The 18,323-nt window shown below is 74.9% G+C and carries 18 protein-coding genes; 11 read left to right on the top strand and 7 right to left on the bottom strand.

Annotated features, from left to right (window positions below; all coding sequences use genetic code 11):
* From ACFE60_RS05175 to ACFE60_RS05165, 3 genes are all read left to right on the top strand, one after another.
* Positions 1-1,330: dihydrolipoyl dehydrogenase family protein (locus ACFE60_RS05175; protein ID WP_375387776.1), on the top strand; the 1,330-nt coding region annotated here is incomplete at its 5' end.
* Positions 1,327-2,181 carry an SDR family NAD(P)-dependent oxidoreductase gene (locus ACFE60_RS05170; protein WP_375387775.1) on the top strand — a complete coding sequence of 285 codons (855 nt, stop codon included), beginning with the start codon at positions 1,327-1,329 and terminating at the stop codon, positions 2,179-2,181. The genes ACFE60_RS05175 and ACFE60_RS05170, both read left to right, overlap by 4 nt.
* A gap of 10 nt (positions 2,182-2,191) precedes the next feature.
* A complete protein-coding gene (locus ACFE60_RS05165) occupies positions 2,192-3,355 on the top strand; it encodes an SLC13 family permease (RefSeq protein WP_375387774.1) in 1,164 nt (387 codons plus the stop codon).
* Between the two features lie 50 nt (positions 3,356-3,405).
* On the opposite strand, the gene ACFE60_RS05160 is transcribed toward ACFE60_RS05165, so the two are convergent.
* The 5 genes from ACFE60_RS05160 to ACFE60_RS05140 are packed head-to-tail and all read right to left on the bottom strand — an operon-like array spanning position 3,406 to position 7,355.
* The gene (locus ACFE60_RS05160) at positions 3,406-4,839 is read right to left on the bottom strand and encodes an amidase (RefSeq protein WP_375387773.1); all 1,434 of its coding nucleotides are present in this window, start codon (positions 4,837-4,839) and stop codon (positions 3,406-3,408) included.
* Positions 4,840-4,841: 2 nt separating this feature from the next.
* Entirely contained in the window at positions 4,842-5,423 is a 582-nt protein-coding gene (locus tag ACFE60_RS05155; protein WP_375387772.1) for a GNAT family N-acetyltransferase, read from the bottom strand.
* 17 nt (positions 5,424-5,440) lie between these two features.
* Positions 5,441-6,133, bottom strand: coding sequence for a uracil-DNA glycosylase (locus tag ACFE60_RS05150; protein ID WP_375387771.1), 693 nt, complete (start codon positions 6,131-6,133; stop codon positions 5,441-5,443).
* Positions 6,130-6,618 (bottom strand): phosphoribosyltransferase, encoded by a 489-nt coding sequence (locus tag ACFE60_RS05145; protein WP_375387770.1) that lies wholly within the window; start codon positions 6,616-6,618, stop codon positions 6,130-6,132. The genes ACFE60_RS05150 and ACFE60_RS05145 overlap by 4 nt, the downstream gene beginning before the upstream one ends.
* Entirely contained in the window at positions 6,615-7,355 is a 741-nt protein-coding gene (locus ACFE60_RS05140) for a FadR/GntR family transcriptional regulator (RefSeq protein ID WP_375387769.1), read from the bottom strand. Before ACFE60_RS05140 ends, ACFE60_RS05145 begins: the two co-directional genes overlap by 4 nt.
* Before the next feature lie 125 nt (positions 7,356-7,480).
* Between ACFE60_RS05140 and ACFE60_RS05135 the strand changes: the two genes are divergently transcribed.
* Positions 7,481-9,853, top strand: a complete 2,373-nt coding sequence (locus tag ACFE60_RS05135; protein WP_375387768.1) for a phosphoketolase — start codon at positions 7,481-7,483, stop codon at positions 9,851-9,853.
* Here ACFE60_RS05135 and ACFE60_RS05130 read toward each other — a convergent pair.
* Positions 9,850-10,311 (bottom strand): GNAT family N-acetyltransferase, encoded by a 462-nt coding sequence (locus ACFE60_RS05130; RefSeq protein ID WP_375387767.1) that lies wholly within the window; start codon positions 10,309-10,311, stop codon positions 9,850-9,852. The genes ACFE60_RS05135 and ACFE60_RS05130 overlap by 4 nt on opposite strands.
* A 53-nt stretch (positions 10,312-10,364) precedes the next feature.
* On the opposite strand from ACFE60_RS05130, the gene ACFE60_RS05125 reads away from it, so the two are divergent.
* Both ACFE60_RS05125 and ACFE60_RS05120 read left to right on the top strand, forming a co-directional pair.
* Positions 10,365-10,706, top strand: coding sequence for a DUF2568 domain-containing protein (locus tag ACFE60_RS05125; RefSeq protein WP_375387766.1), 342 nt, complete (start codon positions 10,365-10,367; stop codon positions 10,704-10,706).
* A 399-nt stretch (positions 10,707-11,105) separates the two neighbouring features.
* Positions 11,106-11,510, top strand: coding sequence for a hypothetical protein (locus ACFE60_RS05120; protein ID WP_375387765.1), 405 nt, complete (start codon positions 11,106-11,108; stop codon positions 11,508-11,510).
* Positions 11,511-11,514: 4 nt separating this feature from the next.
* Here ACFE60_RS05120 and ACFE60_RS05115 read toward each other — a convergent pair whose 3' ends face one another.
* On the bottom strand, positions 11,515-12,303 hold the full coding sequence (locus ACFE60_RS05115) for an SDR family oxidoreductase (protein WP_375387764.1): 789 nt from the start codon (positions 12,301-12,303) through the stop codon (positions 11,515-11,517).
* 73 nt (positions 12,304-12,376) lie between these two features.
* Between ACFE60_RS05115 and ACFE60_RS05110 the strand changes: the two genes are divergently transcribed.
* From ACFE60_RS05110 to ACFE60_RS05090, 5 genes are all read left to right on the top strand, one after another.
* The gene (locus ACFE60_RS05110; protein WP_375387763.1) at positions 12,377-13,690 is read left to right on the top strand and encodes a bifunctional o-acetylhomoserine/o-acetylserine sulfhydrylase; all 1,314 of its coding nucleotides are present in this window, start codon (positions 12,377-12,379) and stop codon (positions 13,688-13,690) included.
* 52 nt (positions 13,691-13,742) lie between these two features.
* Positions 13,743-14,948 carry a homoserine O-acetyltransferase gene (locus ACFE60_RS05105; RefSeq protein WP_375387762.1) on the top strand — a complete coding sequence of 402 codons (1,206 nt, stop codon included), beginning with the start codon at positions 13,743-13,745 and terminating at the stop codon, positions 14,946-14,948.
* Positions 14,949-15,007: 59 nt separating this feature from the next.
* Complete coding sequence (locus ACFE60_RS05100) at positions 15,008-15,676, top strand: response regulator (protein WP_375387761.1); 669 nt, start codon at positions 15,008-15,010, stop codon at positions 15,674-15,676.
* A gap of 101 nt (positions 15,677-15,777) precedes the next feature.
* Positions 15,778-16,971 (top strand): sensor histidine kinase, encoded by a 1,194-nt coding sequence (locus tag ACFE60_RS05095; RefSeq protein WP_375387760.1) that lies wholly within the window; start codon positions 15,778-15,780, stop codon positions 16,969-16,971.
* On the top strand, positions 16,968-18,275 hold the full coding sequence (locus tag ACFE60_RS05090) for a hypothetical protein (protein ID WP_375387759.1): 1,308 nt from the start codon (positions 16,968-16,970) through the stop codon (positions 18,273-18,275). Before ACFE60_RS05095 ends, ACFE60_RS05090 begins: the two co-directional genes overlap by 4 nt.
* Positions 18,276-18,323: the final 48 nt, after the last annotated feature.

The following is an 18,323-nucleotide window of genomic DNA, read 5'->3' as shown; positions in this document are numbered from 1 at the left end:
GAGCGAGCTGGTCGGGGGCGAGTGCTCGTACTGGGCGTGCATGCCGTCGAAGGCCCTGCTGCGTCCCGGCGCCGCGCTGCGCGCCGCCCGGCACGTCGAGGGCGCGAAGCAGACCGTCACCGGGCGCATCGACCCGGCCGCGGTCTTCGCCCGCCGCGACGCGGAGGTCGCGGACTACGACGACGGCGGCCAGGTGTCCTGGCTCGAGTCGGCCGGGATCGACCTCGTCAGGGGGAAGGCGCGGCTCGACGGCCCGAAGCAGGTGGTCGTCACCGCGCCGGACGGCAGCGAGGTCCGGCTCACGGCCACCCACGCGGTCGCGGTCTGCACCGGCAGCGCCGCGCTGATCCCCCCGATCGACGGGCTCGCGGCGGCGAAGCCGTGGACGTCCAGGGAGGCGACCAGCGCGACCGCGGTGCCCGGGCGGCTGATCGTGCTCGGCGGCGGCGTCGTCGGCAGCGAGATGGCGACGGCCTACACCTCCCTCGGCGCGAAGGTCACCCTGGTCGTGCGCGGCGGCCTGCTCGGCGGCATGGAGCACTTCGCCGGGCAGCTGGTGGCCGACGCGCTGCGCGAGGCCGGCGCCGACGTGCGCCTCGGCGCGGGGATCACCGCCGTGCAGCGGTCGGGCGGCGTCGTCACCGCGACGCTCGACGACGGGACCGCGATCGAGGCCGACGAGATCCTCGTGGCGACGGGGCGCACGCCGCGCACCGACGGCCTCGGCCTCGCCTCCGTCGGGCTCGAGGACGACGACTGGCTGACGGTCGACGACACCCTGCTCGTCGACGCCCCGACGAACGCCGACGACCCCTGGCTCTACGCGGTCGGGGACGTGAACCACCGCGCGCTGCTGACCCACGAGGGCAAGTACCAGGCGCGCGCCGCGGGTCGGGTCATCGCCGCCCGGGCGAAGGGCGGGTCCCCCGACACGGGCCCGTGGACGCGCTTCACGGCCACGGCGGACCACGCCGCCGTGCCGCAGGTGACCTTCACCGATCCGGAGGTCGCCTCCGTCGGCCTGACCGAGGACGCGGCCAGGAGGGCGGGGCTGCGGGTGCGCACGAGCGAGTACGACCTGGCGTCCGTCGCCGGCGCAGGCGTCTACGACGACGCGTACGTCGGGCGGGCCAAGCTCGTGATCGACGACGAGCGCGACGTACCGGTCGGCGCGACGTTCGCCGGCTACGACGTCGGCGAGATGCTGCAGGCTGCGACGATCGCCGTCGTCGGGGAGGTGCCGATCCAGCGGCTCTGGCACGCGGTCCCCGCCTACCCGACGCTCAGCGAGGTGTGGCTGCGCCTGCTCGAGACGGACGGCCGCGCATGAGCGTCACCCTGCCCCACCCCTCCCGCATGGAGGGGCGCACGGTCGTCGTCACCGGCGCGAGCTCCGGCGTCGGCCGGGCGGCGGCGCGCGAGCTCGCGCTGCTCGGCGCCGACGTCGCCGTGGTCGGCCGCAACCGGGAGCGCACCGAGGCGGTCGCGGCCGAGACGGGCGGCCGCGCCTTCCTCGCCGACTTCGACCGCCTCGACGCCGTGCGCGACCTCGCCGCGGCGCTGCTGGAGACCTACCCGGCCATCCACGTGCTCGCGAACAACGCGGGCGGCATCGGCCCGCGCGAGCGGACCGAGGACGGGCACGACCAGACGTTCCAGCGCAACCACCTGGCCGGCTTCCTGCTGACGACGCTGCTGCTCGACCGCATCCGCGCGACCGCGGACTCGGCGCCGGAGGGGTCGGTGCGGATCGTGCAGACGTCCAGCAGCGCGGCGGGCGGCGGGCGGGTGCGCCTGGACGACCTCGACACCCGGCGCGGTCCGTGGCTCGCCGGCTGGCGGGCGTACAGCGCGGCGAAGCTCGAGAACATCCTCTTCACCCGCGAGCTCGCGCGGCGGCTGGCCGGCACGCGCGTCTCGGCGTACGCCTTCCATCCGGGCTTCGTCGCCTCCGGGTTCGGCGGCGACGGCCCGCTCATGTCGCTCGGCAAGCGGCTGGCGATCCCACCGGAGGCGGGGGCGGCGCCGCTGGTGCGCCTCGCGGCGGCGCCCGCGATCCCGGCGCCGTCGGGCAACTTCTTCGACCGCCTGACCGCGCCGGGCCGCACCTCGCGGCTCGCCGACGACGCCGAGCTGGCGCGCGGCCTGTGGGAGTCGAGCGAGGGCATGGTCGCGCGCTAGGTTCGCGGTCGTGGTGCTGGCCGGGCTCGGGGGCGGCCTGCTCCTGGCGGGGCTGGTCGCGGTGGCGACCGGGCTCCTCCCGGCCGCGGACGCCGCCGCGCTCGGGGAGCGCATCGCGCCGGTGCTCGGCTTCGTCGTCGCCATCACGGTCGTCGCCGCCGTCGCCGCGGAGGCGGGGCTCTTCGACCGGCTCGCGTCCGGGGCGGCGCGGCTCGCCCGCGGACGCGGCGCCGCGCTGTGGGCGCTGGTCGTGGTCGTGGCCGTCGCCGCCACGGTCTTCCTGTCGCTCGACACCACCGCGGTGCTGCTGACGCCGGTCGTCGTCACCCTGGCCAGGCGGGTCGGGCTGTCCCCCGTCCCCTTCGCGATGACCACCGTCTGGCTCGCGAACACCGGCTCGCTGCTGCTGCCGGTGTCGAACCTGACGAACCTGCTCGCGGAGTCCGATCCGGCGTTCGGCTCCGCGTACGTCACGCGATCCTGGCTGCCCGCACTCGTCGCGGTGCTGGTGCCGGTCGCGATCCTCGCCGTCGTCTCGCGGCGCGCGCTGGCGCACCGCTACGAGCCTCCTCCGCCGGAACCGGTCGCCGACCGGGTGCTGCTCGCCGCCTCGGCCGTCACGGTCGCGCTGCTCGTGCCGGCGCTCGCGATCGGCGAGCCGGTGCTGCACGTCCCCGTGTGGGTGCCCGCCTCGGCCGCCGCACTCGTGCTCGTGGTCGCCGCAGCCGTGCGGCGGCCGGGGATGCTGTCCGTGCGGCTGCTGCCGATCCCGCTCGTGCTCTTCGTGTGCGGGTTGTTCCTGGCCGTGACCGCGCTCGGCCGGGTCGGGCTGACCGACGTCCTCGCCGCCGCGGCCGGCACGGGCGACGCGCCGCTGGACCTGCTCCGCCTCGCGGGCGTCGGGACCGTCACCGCGAACCTCGCCGACAACCTGCCCGCGTACCTGGCGCTCGAGCCGGTCTCCGGCAGCGAGCACCGGCTGCTCGCCCTGCTCGTCGCCGTGAACGCGGGGCCGCTGATCCTGCCGTGGGCCTCGCTCGCGACCCTGCTCTGGCACGCGCGGCTGACCGCGCTGGACGTGCGGATCTCGTGGTGGCGCTTCGCAGGCCTCGGCCTGATCGCGGCGCCCCTCACGGTCGCGCTCGCGACCCTCGCCGTCTCCCTGCCGTTTTGAAGGAGTTCCTGGTCCGCACAGCCAGGATCTCCTTCACAACGGAAGCGGCGCTACCAGAAAGCGGGCGGGTGCCTCCTGGACCAGCCGAGGCGGCGCTCCAGCTGCCGGCCGATCGCCAGCAGCGCCCGCTCGCCGCCGGGGCGCCCGATCAGCTGCACCCCGGCGGGCGCCCCCTCCGCCGAGGACCCGACCGGCAGCGTGATCGCCGGCAGCCCGGAGACGTTGACGAACGAGGTGAACGGCGCCGCCTGCACCTGCCGGTCGAACACCGAGTCGGCGTCGTCGCCCGCGGCCGCGTACCAGCCGAGCGGTCGCGGCGGCAGCGCCGTCGTCGGGGTCACGACGGCGTCGAAGCGCGCGAACGCCGCGATCGCCCGGCGCTCGAAGGCGGCGGCCGCGAGCACGGCCGTGACGACCTGCTCCGCGGGCAGGCGGCGGCCGCGCTCCACGATCTCGCGGGTGTACGGCTCGAGCAGCGCCAGCTCCGCCGCCGTCCGCGCCGGGATCGGGGCGGCCCCCGCCTGCCACAGCACGCGGAAGAACGCGGGGTAGTCCTCGCCGGGCAGCCGCACGGACTCGACGCCGTGCCCCAGCCCGTCCAGCTCGGCGACCGCGCGAGCGACCGCCGCCGCGTTGTCCGGGTCGACGGTCACGTCCAGCGCGTCGTCCCAGACCGAGCCCTCGAGCACGCCGAGGGAGAACCGGCCCTCGCCGCGGACCGCGTCGCCCAGCAGCGGCTCGCCGTCGTCGCCGGGCACGGTCGCGTAGCCGGCGGAGCGCGCCCGCCCCTCCGGCCGCACGAGGGCGTCGAGCAGCATCGCGGCGTCGGCGACGGTCCTGGCGATCGGCCCGGCGGTGACGAGCCCGGCGAACGCCCCCTGCCCGCCGAGCGCGGGCACCCGGCCCCGCGACGGCTTGAGGCCGACGACCCCGCACCACGCGGCCGGGATCCGGATCGAGCCGCCGCCGTCGGACCCGATCGCGAACGGGGCGAGCCCGGCCGCGACCGCCGCCGCCGCGCCGCCGCTCGAGCCGCCCGCCCCGGTCGCCGGGTCCCAGGGGTTCCGCGCCGGCGGCCGGCCGGCGGGCTCGCTGAAGCCGGTCAGCCCGAACTCGGGCGCGGTCGTCGCGCCCAGCACCACGGCGCCGGTCGCGTCCGTCGCGAGCGCGACGTCGTCGGAGGCCTCCACCGCCGCGCCGGCGAACAGCCGGGACGCGCCCCAGGCCGTGCCCGCCCGCCGCACCAGCTCCTTCTCCGCCACCGGCACCCCGGACAGCGGCGCCGCCCCCTGCCCGGCGGCGTCGATCGCGGCCGCGCGCGCCATCGCCCGGTCGCCGTCGACCCGCGAGTACGCGCCCAGGCAGCCGTCCAGGCGCTCGATCCGGCGGAGGTAGGACGCGGTCAGCTCGGCGGAGGTGGCGTCGCCGCGGCGGATCCAGTCCCACTGCTCCTGCGCGGTCAGCTGGTGCGGCTCGAACGCCACCGCTACCTCAGGGTCGACTGCATCATGACCGTGCCGATCCAGCGGTCGAACTTGAACGCCACCCGGCCCATCCGACCGGTCTCCTTGAAACCGAGCGACCGGTGCAGCGCGATCGACGACTCCGCGCCGCCGTCCGCGATGACGGCGAGCAGCTGCTTCAGCCCCGCCTGCCTGCCCGCGGCCATCAGCGCGCGCAGCAGCGCCGTGCCGAGCCCCTTCCCGGTCGACGCCGGGCGCAGGTAGATCGACTCCTCCGCGGTGAACCGGGCGGAGCGCTTCTGCACCCACGGCTCGCAGAGCGCGTAGCCGAGCACCTGGCCGGTCGGCGAGACCGCGACGAGGAACGGCAGGTCCAGCCGCGTGAGGTACGCGAACTTGGCGCGCCACGTCCGCAGCGTCCTGGTCTCGGTGTCGAGCGTCACCATCGTGTTCGTCACGTAGTGGTTGTAGATCTGCCGCACGTCGGGCATGTCCTGCGCGGTCGCGGGCCGGATCGCGTACGCGAACGCGGGCTCGGGCGGCTCCATGCGCCGGAGGTGGAAGGGCTTCCCCAGCCGCCGGGGCTCGTACTCCTCTTCCAGCACGGCGCGAGGCTAGCCGCTCACGCCGCGGGCAGCGCCCAGTCGATCGGGGCCGCGCCCTGCTGCTCGAGCAGCGCGTTCGCCCGGCTGAAGGGGCGGGAGCCGAAGAAGCCCCTCGACGCCGACAGGGGGCTCGGGTGCGCGGACTCGACGAGCGGGACGGGCTGCAGGATCGGCGCGAGGTTCCGGGCGTCGCGACCCCACAGGATCGCCACCAGCGGGCCGCCGCGCGCGGCGAGGGTGCGGATCGCGTGCTCGGTGACCGCCTCCCAGCCCTTCCCGCGGTGGGAGGCGGGCGTGCCGGCCCGCACGGTGAGGCAGCGGTTCAGCAGCAGCACGCCCCGCTCGGTCCACGCCGTCAGGTCGCCGTGCGGCACCGGCGCGACGCCGAGGTCGGCCTGCAGCTCCTTGTAGATGTTCGTGAGGCTGCGTGGGACCGGCCGGACGTGCGGGTCGACGGCGAACGAGAGCCCGATCGGGTTGCCCGGCGTCGGGTACGGGTCCTGCCCGACGATCAGCACCCGCACGTCCGGGAGGGGCGTGCGGAAGGCGCGCAGCACGTCGCGCCCGGCCGGCAGGTACCCGCGGCCCGCCTCGACCTCGCCGCGCAGGAAGTCGCCCATCGCATGGATCCGCGGCTCGACGGGGGCGAGCGCCTCCGCCCAGGTGGCGTCGATGAGCCCGTCCCGGGCGAGCCCGGCCAGGGACGTCACTGTTCGGGAGCCCCGACGACCGGCGGGTCCGCCGACCACGGGAAGACGATCCACCGGTCGGTGCGCCGCCACGACCAGTCGGGCGCGAAGACGGTCTGCGGCTTCGTGTAGAAGCACGCGCTGCGCACCTCGGCGCCCATCCGGGTGAGGATCTCGACGGCCAGCTGCAGCGTCAGCCCCGACTGCGACACGTCGTCGGCCAGCAGCACCCGCTTGCCGGCGAGGGAGGCGCCGTCCAGGTGCGGCGGCAGCACCAGCGGCTCGGGCAGGGTCTCGTCGACGCCCGTGTACAGCTCGACGTTGATCGAGCCGCAGCTCTTCACGCCGAGGGCGTAGGCGAGCGCCCCACCCACCAGCAGGCCGCCGCGGGCGATCGCGATCACCACCTCCGGCCGGAAGCCGTCGTCCGCGATCCGCTGCGCGAGCTCGCGCGTCGCGTCGCCGACTCGCGACCAGGTCAGGACCTCGCGCTCGGCCCCGCTCATGGACCGGAGACGGCGGCGGCGGCCTGCTCGGCGCGGTTGCGGGCGACCTCGAGCAGCTCGAGGTCGATCCGCGCGTGCTCGCGAGCGATCGCGTCGGCGTCGTCGGCCCGGCCGTCCACGATCGCGTCGACGAGGCGGTCGTGCTCGCGCAGCGCCCGCTCCTCGCTCGCGGCCATGCCGTCCGGCTCGCCCCACACGTGCAGCGGAGCGCCGATGGAGATGTCCCGTTCCAAGGTGAGCAGCATGTCCTTCAGTGTGCCGTTCTTCGCCGCGTCCGAGATCGCGAGGTGCAGGGAGGCGTCCGCGAACTGCTTGGACCGGCCGCTGTCCGCGACGCGGTACTCCTCCAGCCGCTGCCGCAGCAGCGGGATGTCCCGGTCGTCGCGGCGCTCGGCGGCGGCGCGGGCGATCGCGCCGTGCAGGCTGCGCATCGCCTCGAGCCGGTCCTGGATGTCGCTCCACCTGGCACGCAGGGTGCGCACGACGGCGGCGTGCGAGTCCGCGGTCCACTGCACGCGGACGAAGGAGCCGCCGCCGCGGCCGCGCTGGGTCTCGATCAGGCCCCGGTCGTGCAGCACCGCGAGCGCCGCGCGCACGCTGGTGCGTCCGACGTGCAGCAGCACGGCGAGGTCCCGCTCGGCGGGCAGGCGCGACCCGGGGAGGAACTCCCCCGTCGCGATCGCCGTGATCAGCCTGTCCGAGATCTGGGCGACCAGCGGTGTCGACTCCTGCGGCACACGGTCCTCCTACGCAGCGGCGCGCATCCGCGCGGAGAACATGCTAGGGCTCCGGCAATGGTCCGGAGGAGACCGTACCGGACCGCGGTCGCCCGCCGCACAGTTCCGTGAGCGATCGTGACCGGGTGACGGACACCGGGACCACGCGAGCGACCGACGACGAGCTGGCGCTGCTCGACCGCTGGTGGCGGGCCGCGAACTACCTGTCGGTCGGGCAGATCTACCTGCTCGACAACCCGATGCTCGAGGTGCCGCTGGCGCCGGAGCACATCAAGCCCCGCCTGCTCGGCCACTGGGGCACGACGCCCGGGCTGAACCTGCTGTACGCGCACTGCAACCGGGTGATCCGGCAGCGCGACCTGGCGGCGGTCTTCGTCGCCGGACCCGGCCACGGCGGACCGGCCGTCGTCGCGAACACCTATCTCGAGGGCGTCTACAGCGAGGTCTACCCGCACATCGGCCGCGGCACGGAGGGGATCCGCCGGCTGTTCCGGCAGTTCTCCTTCCCCGGCGGCATTCCCAGCCACGCGGCGCCGCAGACGCCCGGCTCCCTGAACGAGGGCGGCGAGCTCGGCTACTCCCTGATGCACGCGACCGGTGCGGTGTTCGACGACCCGGACGCGATCGCGTTCTGCGCGATCGGCGACGGCGAGGCGGAGACCGGGCCGCTCGCGACCAGCTGGCACGCGCCGGCCTTCCTCGACCCCGTGCGCGACGGCGCGGTCGTGCCGATCCTGCACCTGAACGGCTACAAGATCGCGAACCCCACGGTGCTGGCCCGCATCCCGGAGGAGCAGCTGCTGTCGCTGATCCGCGGCTGGGGCTGGGAGCCGCACGTCGTCTCGGGCGACGACCCGGCGCTCGTGCACCGGGCGCTGGCGGACACCTTCGACGACGTGCTGGACGGGATCGCCGCGATCCGGGCCGCGGCGCGATCGGACGGGGCGTCGGCGGGCTCCCCGCCGCGCTGGCCGATGATCGTGCTCCGGACCCCGAAGGGCTGGACGGGGCCGAAGGTCGTCGACGGCCAGCAGGTCGAGGGCACCTTCCGCGCGCACCAGGTGCCGCTCGACCAGGTGCGCACGAACCCCGAGCACCTGCGGCAGCTCGAGGACTGGCTGCGCGGCTACCGCGCGGAGGAGCTGTTCGACGCCGACGGCGAGCTGCTGCCCGAGCTCGCCGCGCTCGCGCCCGACGGCGACCGCCGGATGGGCGCGAACCCCCGCAGCAACGGCGGCCTGCTGCTCGAGGACCTCGAGCTGCCCGACTTCCGCCGCTCCGCCGTCCGGGTGGACGCGCCCGGGACCGGCACGACGTCGGCGACCGGCGTGATGGGCGAGTGGCTGCGGGAGGTGATGCGGCTGAACCCGTCGTCCTTCCGCCTCTTCGGGCCGGACGAGACCGCCTCCAACCGCCTGCAGGCGGTGTTCGGCGTGACGGGCCGCGCGTGGCAGGAGCCGATCCTCGCGACCGACGACCACCTCGCGCCCGACGGGCGGGTGATGGAGGTGCTGTCCGAGCACCTGCTGCAGGGCTGGCTGGAGGGGTACCTGCTGACCGGGCGGCACGGCCTGCTGTCGTCGTACGAGGCGTTCGCGCACATCGTCGACTCGATGGTCAACCAGCACGCGAAGTGGCTGCACGACATCAACCGGATCCCCTGGCGGCGCGACATCGCGAGCCTGAACTACCTGATCACGAGCCATGTCTGGCGGCAGGACCACAACGGTTCCAGCCACCAGGACCCGGGGTTCATGGACCACGTGATCAACAAGAAGGCGGAGCTCGCCCGGGTCTACCTGCCGCCGGACGCGAACTGCCTGCTCTCCGTCGCCGACCACGTGCTGCGCAGCCGGCAGTACATCAACGTGATCGTCGCCGGGAAGCAGCCGGCGCTCGACTACCTGACGATGGACGAGGCGATCGCGCACTGCACGCGCGGCCTCGGGATCTGGAGCTGGGCGTCGACGACGGACGGCGAGCCCGACGTGGTGCTCGCGGCGGCGGGCGAGATCCCCACCATGGAGGTGCTCGCGGCGGCGGACCTGCTGCGGCAGCACCTGCCGGACCTCGGGGTGCGGGTCGTGAACGTGGTCGACCTGATGCGGCTGCAGTCGCCCGAGGAGCACCCGCACGGCCTGGACGACCGGGAGTTCGACGCGATCTTCACCGCGGACAAGCCGGTCGTGTTCGCCTTCCACGGCTACCCGGCGCTCGTGCACCGGCTCACCTACAAGCGGGCGAACCACGCGCAGCTGCACGTCCACGGCTACATCGAGGAGGGCACCACGACGACGCCGTTCGACATGGTGATGCTGAACCGGCTGGACCGGTTCTCGCTCGCGATGGACGTGATCGACCGCGTGCCCGGCCTGGGCTCGTCCCAGGCGGTGCTGCGGCAGCGCTTCGCCGACGCCCGCCTCGCCGCGCGCGCCTACACCCGCGAGCACGGCGAGGACGACCCGGCGATCTCCGGCTGGACCTGGCCGCACCGCTAGGGGCGGCGCAGCGCCGGGTACGGGGAGGGACGGAAGCCGACGTCGAGGTACAGCGCCTCGCCGTCGCCCGTCGCGAAGAGGTCCGTCCGCCGGACCTCCCGTCGGTCCAGCTCGGCGAGCAGCGCCAGGAGGCACGCCCGTGCGTGGCCGTGCCGGCGATGGCCGGGCAGCGTGCTGACCTGCGACAGGTGCGCCGCGAGGCCGGAGGGGTTCGACGGCGACGGGGCGCGGCGCTCGACCACCGCCATCGCGCTGGACACGGGCCCCCGGCCGGGCACGTCCGCGACAGCGATCAGCAGGTCCGGGCCGGCCAGGCGCTCAGCGAACCAGGCGCGGGCGGCGGTGCGCCACGCCTCCCCGATCGGGTCCTGCCCCATCGCGTCGAACATGGCGGCGCGCAGGCCGACGAGCGCCTCCGCGTCCCCCGGGACGGCCCACCGCACGACGGACCCGCTCATCCCGTCATCCTGCCGCGTCCGGGTGGTGCGCCTCGGCAGGGCAGGATGTCGCGGTGCGATCCCTGCTCGGCCTGAACGCGGCGCTCGCCTTCCTGCTCGAGCTGGCGCTGCTCGCGGCCGCGGTGGCGATCGGCCTGCTGCTGCCGGCGCCGCTGCCCGTGCGGGTCGCGGCCGCCGTGCTGCTGCCCGCCGCCGTGATCCTGGTGTGGGCGCTGCTCGTCGCGCCTCGCGCCCGGCGGCGCCTCGCGGACGAGCCGAGGCTGCTGCTGCAGGTCGCGCTGTTCGCCGCAGCCGTCGCCGGGCTCGCGGCGCTCGGCGCGCTCTGGTGGGCGGTCGCGCTGGCCGTTCTCGTAGCGGCGCGGACGGTGCTCGGCGCCCGCCTCGGGCGCATCTGACCGCCCCGCGCCAGAGCAGCACAGCAGGAAGAATTCACGACAGCAGGTGATTCGAGCCCGTTTCTTCCTGCCGAAGCGAGGAATTCCTGCTCTCGCGCTCGAGAATTCCTGCTGAAGCGCTCGACGAGGCGGAGGAGGGAAGCGGGGTCAGCGCTCGGGGTCGACCTCGACGGTGCGGAGGATCGGCCGGGTCATCGGCTCGGCGAGCAGCTCGCCGTCGCTGCCGCTGAAGACGAGCGCGGTGCCTGCCGGGACTTCGAAGCGCATGGCCGCAGGATCGGGGGCCCCGGCGCCGCGGAGCCGCGCGACACGCCGACGATCCCCCCGGTCGGGGGCCGGATCGGCTCCTCCCCAGGCCGCGACGGCCCACGCGGCACCGCGCGCGGGCATGCTGCCCGCATGTTCGACTCCCTCCTCCCCCTCACCACCGACGCCGACCTGATCGCGATGGTCGACGACCTCGTCGGCGTGCCGCTGCGCCGCCAGACCTGGGTGTTCCTGCTCGACGACGAGCAGCGCCTGGCGCCCCTCGTCGTCCCGATGGACGGCGTGCCCGCCGACCCGGCGCCCGAGGACGTCGCGCGGATGGCGGACCGCATCGACACGCTGGTCGCCGCGGTCCCCGACGCGGCGACCGCCGTGCTCGTCTGGGAGCGCTCGGGCGGCGCCGACCCGAGGATGCTCGAGGCGGACTGGGTCGCCGCGCTCGCGGCGAGCGGCGCCCCGATCCGCGCCCAGCTGATCGCCTCCGACGACGGCGCGGTCGTCGTCGACCCGGCGTTCGCGGCGCTGGTCGCGAGCTGACCGCTCAGCGCCGGACGCGCAGCGGCCCCTTCACGGTCTGCGAGCCGGCCGCCTGGGCGACCGGCTTGACCGTGATCAGGTCGAGGTTGACGTGCCCGGGCAGCTCGAGGGCGTGCACGACCGTCTCCGCGACGTCCTCGGCGGTGAGCGGCTGCGGCACGTCGGCGTAGACGGCGTCCGCTCGCTCGCGGTCGCCGCCGAACCGGTTGAGCGAGAACTCCTCGGTCCGCACCAGGCCGGGCGCCACCTCGATCACCCGGATCGGCTCGCCCGCCAGCTCGAGGCGCAGCACCGCGACCAGCGCGTGCTCCGCGTGCTTCGCCGCGTTGTAGCCGGAGCCGCCGGCGTACGGCAGGTGCCCGGCGATGGACGTGACGGTGAGGACGTCGGCGCTGCCGGCGTCCTCGGCGCCGTCGCGCAGCAGCGGCAGCAGCGCCGACGTCACCCGCTTCGTCGCGATGACGTTCGCCTCGAACATCCAGCGCCAGTCCTCGACGTCGCCGTGCTCGACGGAGTCGAGCCCGCGCGCGCCGCCGGCGACGTTCACCAGGGCGTGCAGCGGCGCGCCGCCGCGCAGGTGCTCGGCGAGCGCCGCGACCTGGTCCGCGTCGGTGAGGTCCGCCGCGAACGTGTCGCAGCCGGTCTCCGCGCGGAGCCCCTCCAGCCGATCGCGGCGCCTGGCGACCGCGACGACGTCCCAGCCCCGCGCGGCGAGCAGCGCCGCCGTCGCCCACCCGATGCCCGTGCTCGCCCCGGTCACGACCGCTCGCCGCGTGCTGCGTCCATCCGTCACGGTCCCATTCAACCGTTACGCCGCGTTGCGCCCGCCGTTGTCGCCCGCGGGCCCGGCTCCTAGCGTCGCCACCATGGCTGAGCACACCTGGCACTTCGAGACCGAGCAGATCCACGCCGGGGCCGCCCCCGACCCCGTCACCAACGCCCGGGCCACCCCGATCTACAAGACGACGTCCTACGTCTTCAACTCCGCCGACCACGCGAGGAACCTGTTCGCGCTCGCGGAGTTCGGCAACATCTACAACCGCATCCAGAACCCGACCCAGGCGGTCGTCGAGGAGCGCATCGCGGCGCTCGAGGGCGGCACGGCGGCGCTGCTGCTCGCCTCCGGGCAGGCGGCCGAGACCTTCGCCGTGCTGAACATCGCGCAGGCCGGCGACCACATCGTGTCGTCCAGCAGCATCTACGGCGGCACGTACAACCTGTTCAAGTACACGCTCGCGAAGCTCGGCATCCAGACGACCTTCGTGGTGAACCAGGACGACCCGGAGGAGTGGGCCGCCGCGGTGCGCCCCAACACGAAGCTGTTCTTCGCGGAGACGATCGGCAACCCGAAGATCAACATCCTCGACATCCGCGCCGTCGCGGACGTCGCCCACGCGCACGAGCTGCCGCTGATCGTCGACAACACGATCGCGACGCCGTACCTGATCAAGCCGTTCGAGCACGGCGCCGACATCGTCGTGCACTCCGCCACGAAGTTCCTCGGCGGCCACGGCACGGTCGTCGCCGGCGCGATCGTCGACGGCGGCCGCTTCCCGTGGTCGCAGCACGTGGACCGGTTCCCGGGCCTGACCGAGCCGGACCCGTCGTACCACGGCGCCTCCTACACGGCGGCGGTGGGCGACGGGCTCGCCTACATCATCAAGGCGCGCGTGCAGCTGCTGCGCGACATCGGCGCGGCCGTCTCCCCCGACACCGCGTTCAGCCTGATCCAGGGCATCGAGACGCTCTCGCTGCGCATCGAGCGCCACGTGCAGAACGCGCAGGCGATCGCGGAGTGGCTCGACGACCACGACGACATCGCCTCCGTGAACTACGCGGGCCTGCCGTCGAGCCCCTGGTACGCGGCGGCGAACCGGTACGCCCCGAAGGGCGTCGGCGCGGTCGTCTCGTTCGAGCTGAAGGGCGGCGTCGACGCCGGCCGGAAGTTCGTGGAGAGCCTGAGCCTGTTCAGCCACCTGGCGAACATCGGCGACGTGCGCTCGCTCGTGATCCACCCGGCGTCGACGACCCACTCGCAGCTGACGCCGGAGCAGCAGCTGACCACCGGGGTCACGCCGGGCCTCGTGCGCCTCTCGGTCGGACTCGAGCACGTCGACGACCTGAAGTCGGACCTCGAGGCCGGCCTGGTGGCGGCCCGCACGCTGCGCGCGACCGTCTGAGGCCGTCATACCGCGGCGGGGTCCTCCGATCGCCTGAGATGCTGGGAGCGGCATGGACTGGCAGAGCTCGGAGGACACCGTCGCGGTGCGCCCCGTCACCGACGCGGAGGCGCGCGCGCTCGTCGGCAAGCCGCCCGCGAGCGGCGCGTGGCGCGAGGGCGACCCGGTGGGCGACCGGCGGTTCGCCGGCATCGGCACCGTCGTCACCGAGTCCGGCGCCCGCATCGCCGGCGTCCGGATCGCCTACGAGACCTGGGGGCGGCTCGACGACGACCGCGGCAACGCCGTGCTGGTGCTGCACGCGCTCACCGGCGACCCGCACCTGATCGGTCCGGCAGGACCGGGCCAGCCCACCTCCGGCTGGTGGGAGGGCGTCGTCGGCCCCGGGCTCGCGATCGACACCGACCGCTGGTTCGTGGTCGCCCCGAACGTGCTCGGCGGCTGCGCCGGCACGACGGGGCCCGCCTCCCTCGCACCCGACGGCAACGAGTGGCGCGGGCGGTTCCCCTACGTCACGATCCGCGACCAGGTCGCCGCGCAGCTCGCGTTCGCCGACCGGCTCGGCGTCGACCGCTGGGCGGCCGTCATCGGCGGCTCGATGGGCGGCATGCACGCGCTGGAGTGGGCGGTCACCGCGCCCGACCGCGTCGCGCGCCTCGCGGTCCTGGCGGCCCCCGCGTTCTCGAGCGCGGACGCGATCGCCCTGAACTCGGTGCAGACGGAGGCGGTGCGCGCCGACCCGAGGTTCCGCGGCGGCGACTACTACGGCGCGGCCGACGGCGACGGACCGCACCGCGGCCTCGCGCTCGCCCGCCGGATGGCCCTGCTGAACTACCGCAGCCAGAACGAGCTGAACGAGCGGTTCGGCCGCTCCTGGCAGTCCGACGTCTCGCCGATGGGCGACCACGGCCGGTTCGCGGTGGAGTCGTACCTCGACTTCCACGGCAACCGGTTCACGCGCCGGTTCGACGCGAACAGCTACATCCGGCTGGTCGACGCGATGAGCGCGCACGACGTCGGCCGCGACCGGGGCGGGGCTCTCGCGGCGCTCGGCCGCTTCCCCGGCCCCGCGCTCGTGCTCGGCATCGACACCGACCGGCTCTACCCGGTGGAGGACCAGCGGCTCGTCGCGCAGGGCCTGCCCGGCTCGCTCGACGGCGCCGAACCGACCCTGCTCGTCTCCGGCTTCGGCCACGACGGCTTCCTCATCGAGCGGAAGGCGGTCGGATCCGCGCTGCGGCGGCTGCTGCGGACCTGAGCCAGCGGGCCGGTGGCCCGCCGATCCGGCCCTACGATCGGTGTCCCAGGAGGTCGGGGATGACGGCAGCGGGTGCGGAGACGCGCCGGATCCGCCTACGGGTGGCGCTGATCGACGACCACCGGCTGCTCGTGGAGGGCCTCGCCGCGCGGCTCTCGGCGCCCCGCGCCCGCATCGAGGTCGTCGCCGCGCTCACCGACTGGACCGAGCTGATCCACCACCCGTCGTTCCCGGTCGACGTCGCCGTCGTCGAGATCGGCCTCGAGGACGGCGTGCCGTTCGAGGTGAAGCTGCAGCAGCTCGCCGGCACCGGGGTGCCGGTCGTGGCGCTCGCCCGCAGCGCGGACGCGCCGACCGTGCACGCCGCGCTCGCCGCCGGCGCGCTGGCCCTGGTGCCGAAGTGCGAGCCCGCGGAGCAGCTGGTCGCCGCCGTGCACGCCGCGGCCGACGGGCGGTCGCACCAGCCGCCGTCCGTGCAGGCGGCCCTCGACGCCTGGGCGAACCGCGCCGACCCGAGCCTCGGCCGGCAGGAGCTGATGGCCCTGCAGCTGTACGCGCAGGGCCGCAGCGTGCACGAGGTCGCGCTGCACATGGCGACCACGGATCAGACCGCGAAGAGCTACATCAAGCGCGGCCGCCGCAAGTACCGGGTCGCCGGCGTGGACCTCGGGACCAAGGTCCTGCTGCGCCGCCACGCGCTGCGGGAGGGCTGGATCACGCCGGAGTGATCCCGCCTGATACCACTTCCGCGGATCGGTCCGCGCCGCAGAACCTTCAACCGGTGTGGCAACCTTGCGCGCCGGAGGCCCCGTGATTCCATCACCGGGTCATGGAACGCATCCTCAAACAGCGCGATCGCCTGCTGGGCATCAGCGCGAGGCTCATCGGCCTCGTCTGCTCCGCGGCGTCCCTCGTGCTGCTCGCACTGGGTGATCCGCGTCCCGGTCTGCTGCTCGTCGTCGCGCCCGGCTACGCCGTGCTCGTCCTCGCCCTGATCCGCCTCGGCGCCACCCGGTCGATGGTGTGGCCGGTCGTCGCGATGGTCGCCGGCCTCGCCACCGCGGTGCTCGTCCGCCTCGGCACCGTCGGCGCGCTCGACGCCCTCATCGGCACCGGCGCCCCCTTCCCGGTCGGCGCCGGCGCGGTCGACGCCGTGCGGCTGCTCGTTGCCGGCGCGATCGCGGCCGTGTCCGTCGTGCTCACGATCAGCCTCGGCCGCATGCTCGTGCTCGTCGGGGCGTTCCTCGCCGTGCTCGTCACGAGCGTCACGATCTTCACCGACGACGGCTCGCTCGGGCTCGTCGCGCTGTCGGTCATCGCCGGCTGGACCGGCCTCACGATCTCCGGCGCCGTGCTCTCCGCCGGCCTGCTGCGCGCCGCGCGCCGCGTCACCTCCATCGGCCGCGCGCACCGCAGCGAGCGCCAGGCGAGCGAGACGGAGGCGCAGCGCCGCCAGGGCGCCCGCCTGCTGCACGACACCGTGCTCGCCACCCTCACCCTGCTGGCCCACTCGGGCGTCGGCGTGAGCCGCGACGCGCTGCGTCGCCAGGCCGGCGACGACGCCCGCCTGCTGCGGCAGCTGCGCCTCTCCCCCACCCCGATCTCGATGAGCCAGGGCTCCGACGACGCGGGCAGCGCCGGCGGCGCCCGCAGCGACGGGCTGGAGGCGGTCCGCACCCGCTTCGAGCGCCTCGGCCTCGACGTCGAGTGGCACGGCACCGGCATCGTGTCGCTGCGGCCCGACCGCCGCGAGGCCTTCCTCCTCGCGATCTCCGAGTGCCTCGAGAACGTGCGCCGCCACTCCGGCCTGACCGAGGCGACTGTGACGATCAGCGAGGACGAGACCCGGGTGCGCGCCCTCGTCACCGACAACGGGGTGGGCTTCGAGCCCGCCGCCGTGCCCGCCGGCAGGCTCGGCTTCCGCGAGTCGATCGTCGGCCGCATCGAGGAGGCGGGCGGCACCGCCCGCGTCTTCTCGGCGCAGGGCTCCGGGACCACCGTCGTGCTGGAGGTGCCCCGATGACCGTCGCTCCGGAGCGGGACACTGCCGCCCAGCCGCTGCCGCACCGCAAGGACCTGCGGGCCCGTCAGCACGACGACGAGCCCCGCCGCGGCGCCGCGCTGCGCCTGCACCTGCCGTCCGAGCGCCTCCGCTCGTCGCGCACGAGCCTCGGCACCGGCTTCCTCGGCATCGCGGCGACCGTGGTCGCGGTGCTGCTGCTCGTGTTCGACCTGGCACGCTTCGCGGGCCAGTGGCAGCTGGGCACGTACGACGAGCGGGCCGGCTTCGCCGCAGCCGCCTGGCTGCTGCTCGCCGGCCTGCTCGTGCTGCTGGCGCTCGCCGCCCGCACCGCCGGGGACGTGCTCGACTCCTTCGTCACCATCGGCATCGTCGCGGGCCTCGGCGCCGTCGTCGCGCTCGACGCCGCGTCGGTGTGGGCGAACGGCGACCTCGGCCGCGACCTCACCGCCGCGCCGGCCGCCGGGTTCGTCCTGCTCGCGATGGTCGGCGTCCGATCCGGCCGCAGCATCACGGCCGCCTCGGGCACGCTCGGGCTCGCGCTCGCCGCGATGGTCGGCGTGTCCGCGCTGCAGACCCCGCTCCCTCCCGGCGGGATCGCGGACGCCGTGGCGATGATCGCCCACGCGATCGCCCCGCCGATCGTCGCCGCCTGGATCGTCCACGTCTTCCGCCGCATCATCTCGACGGAGCTGGAGCGCGTGCTCGTGGCCTCCACGACCACGGCGCCGCGGTTCTCCGTCGGCATGCTCGCGTCGGAGGAGCTGGCGCGCCTCGACCTGACCGCCGAGCACCTGCTCGACGCCGTGGCGACCGGGCGCACGCGCCTGCCGCTGAACCCGGCGGCCGCCCAGGCCGCCGCGGAGCTCGCGACCGAGCTGCGCCTGCACCTCATCGAGGGCCGGCGGCAGACCTGGCTGTACCACGCGATCAGCGAGTCCGAGCTGCTCGGCCGCACCGTCACGCTGTCCGACCCCGAGTCGCTGGCCGGCCTGCTGGACCCGAAGCAGCGGGACGGCCTGCTGCAGGCGGTCTGGCTGATGCTCGGCCACGCCCCCGAGCGCTCCCGCCGGTCGGCGGCCCGCATCGCCGTCGAGATCACCGTCGGTCCGGCACGCGCCGCCGAGGGCAGGGCTCGCACGATGCGCATCCCGATCGTCGTGCAGACCTCCGGCGTGGCGCGCGGCCGGGTCGACCCGGCCACGTGGGACGCTATGCGCAACGTCGGACGGCACACCGATTCGCAGCGGGGCGGCAGCCTCTGCGTCGAGATCGACTGCGTCGTCGACCGTCCGGCCGAACGCTGACCTCGGTGCCTCGCTGCACCCCTCCTTCCCCCTTTGTGATCCCTCAGA

It is taken from the genome of uncultured Amnibacterium sp., assembly GCF_964245895.1.
Taxonomy (GTDB): domain Bacteria; phylum Actinomycetota; class Actinomycetes; order Actinomycetales; family Microbacteriaceae; genus Amnibacterium.
This window is presented reverse-complemented; position numbering and strand designations above follow the sequence as displayed.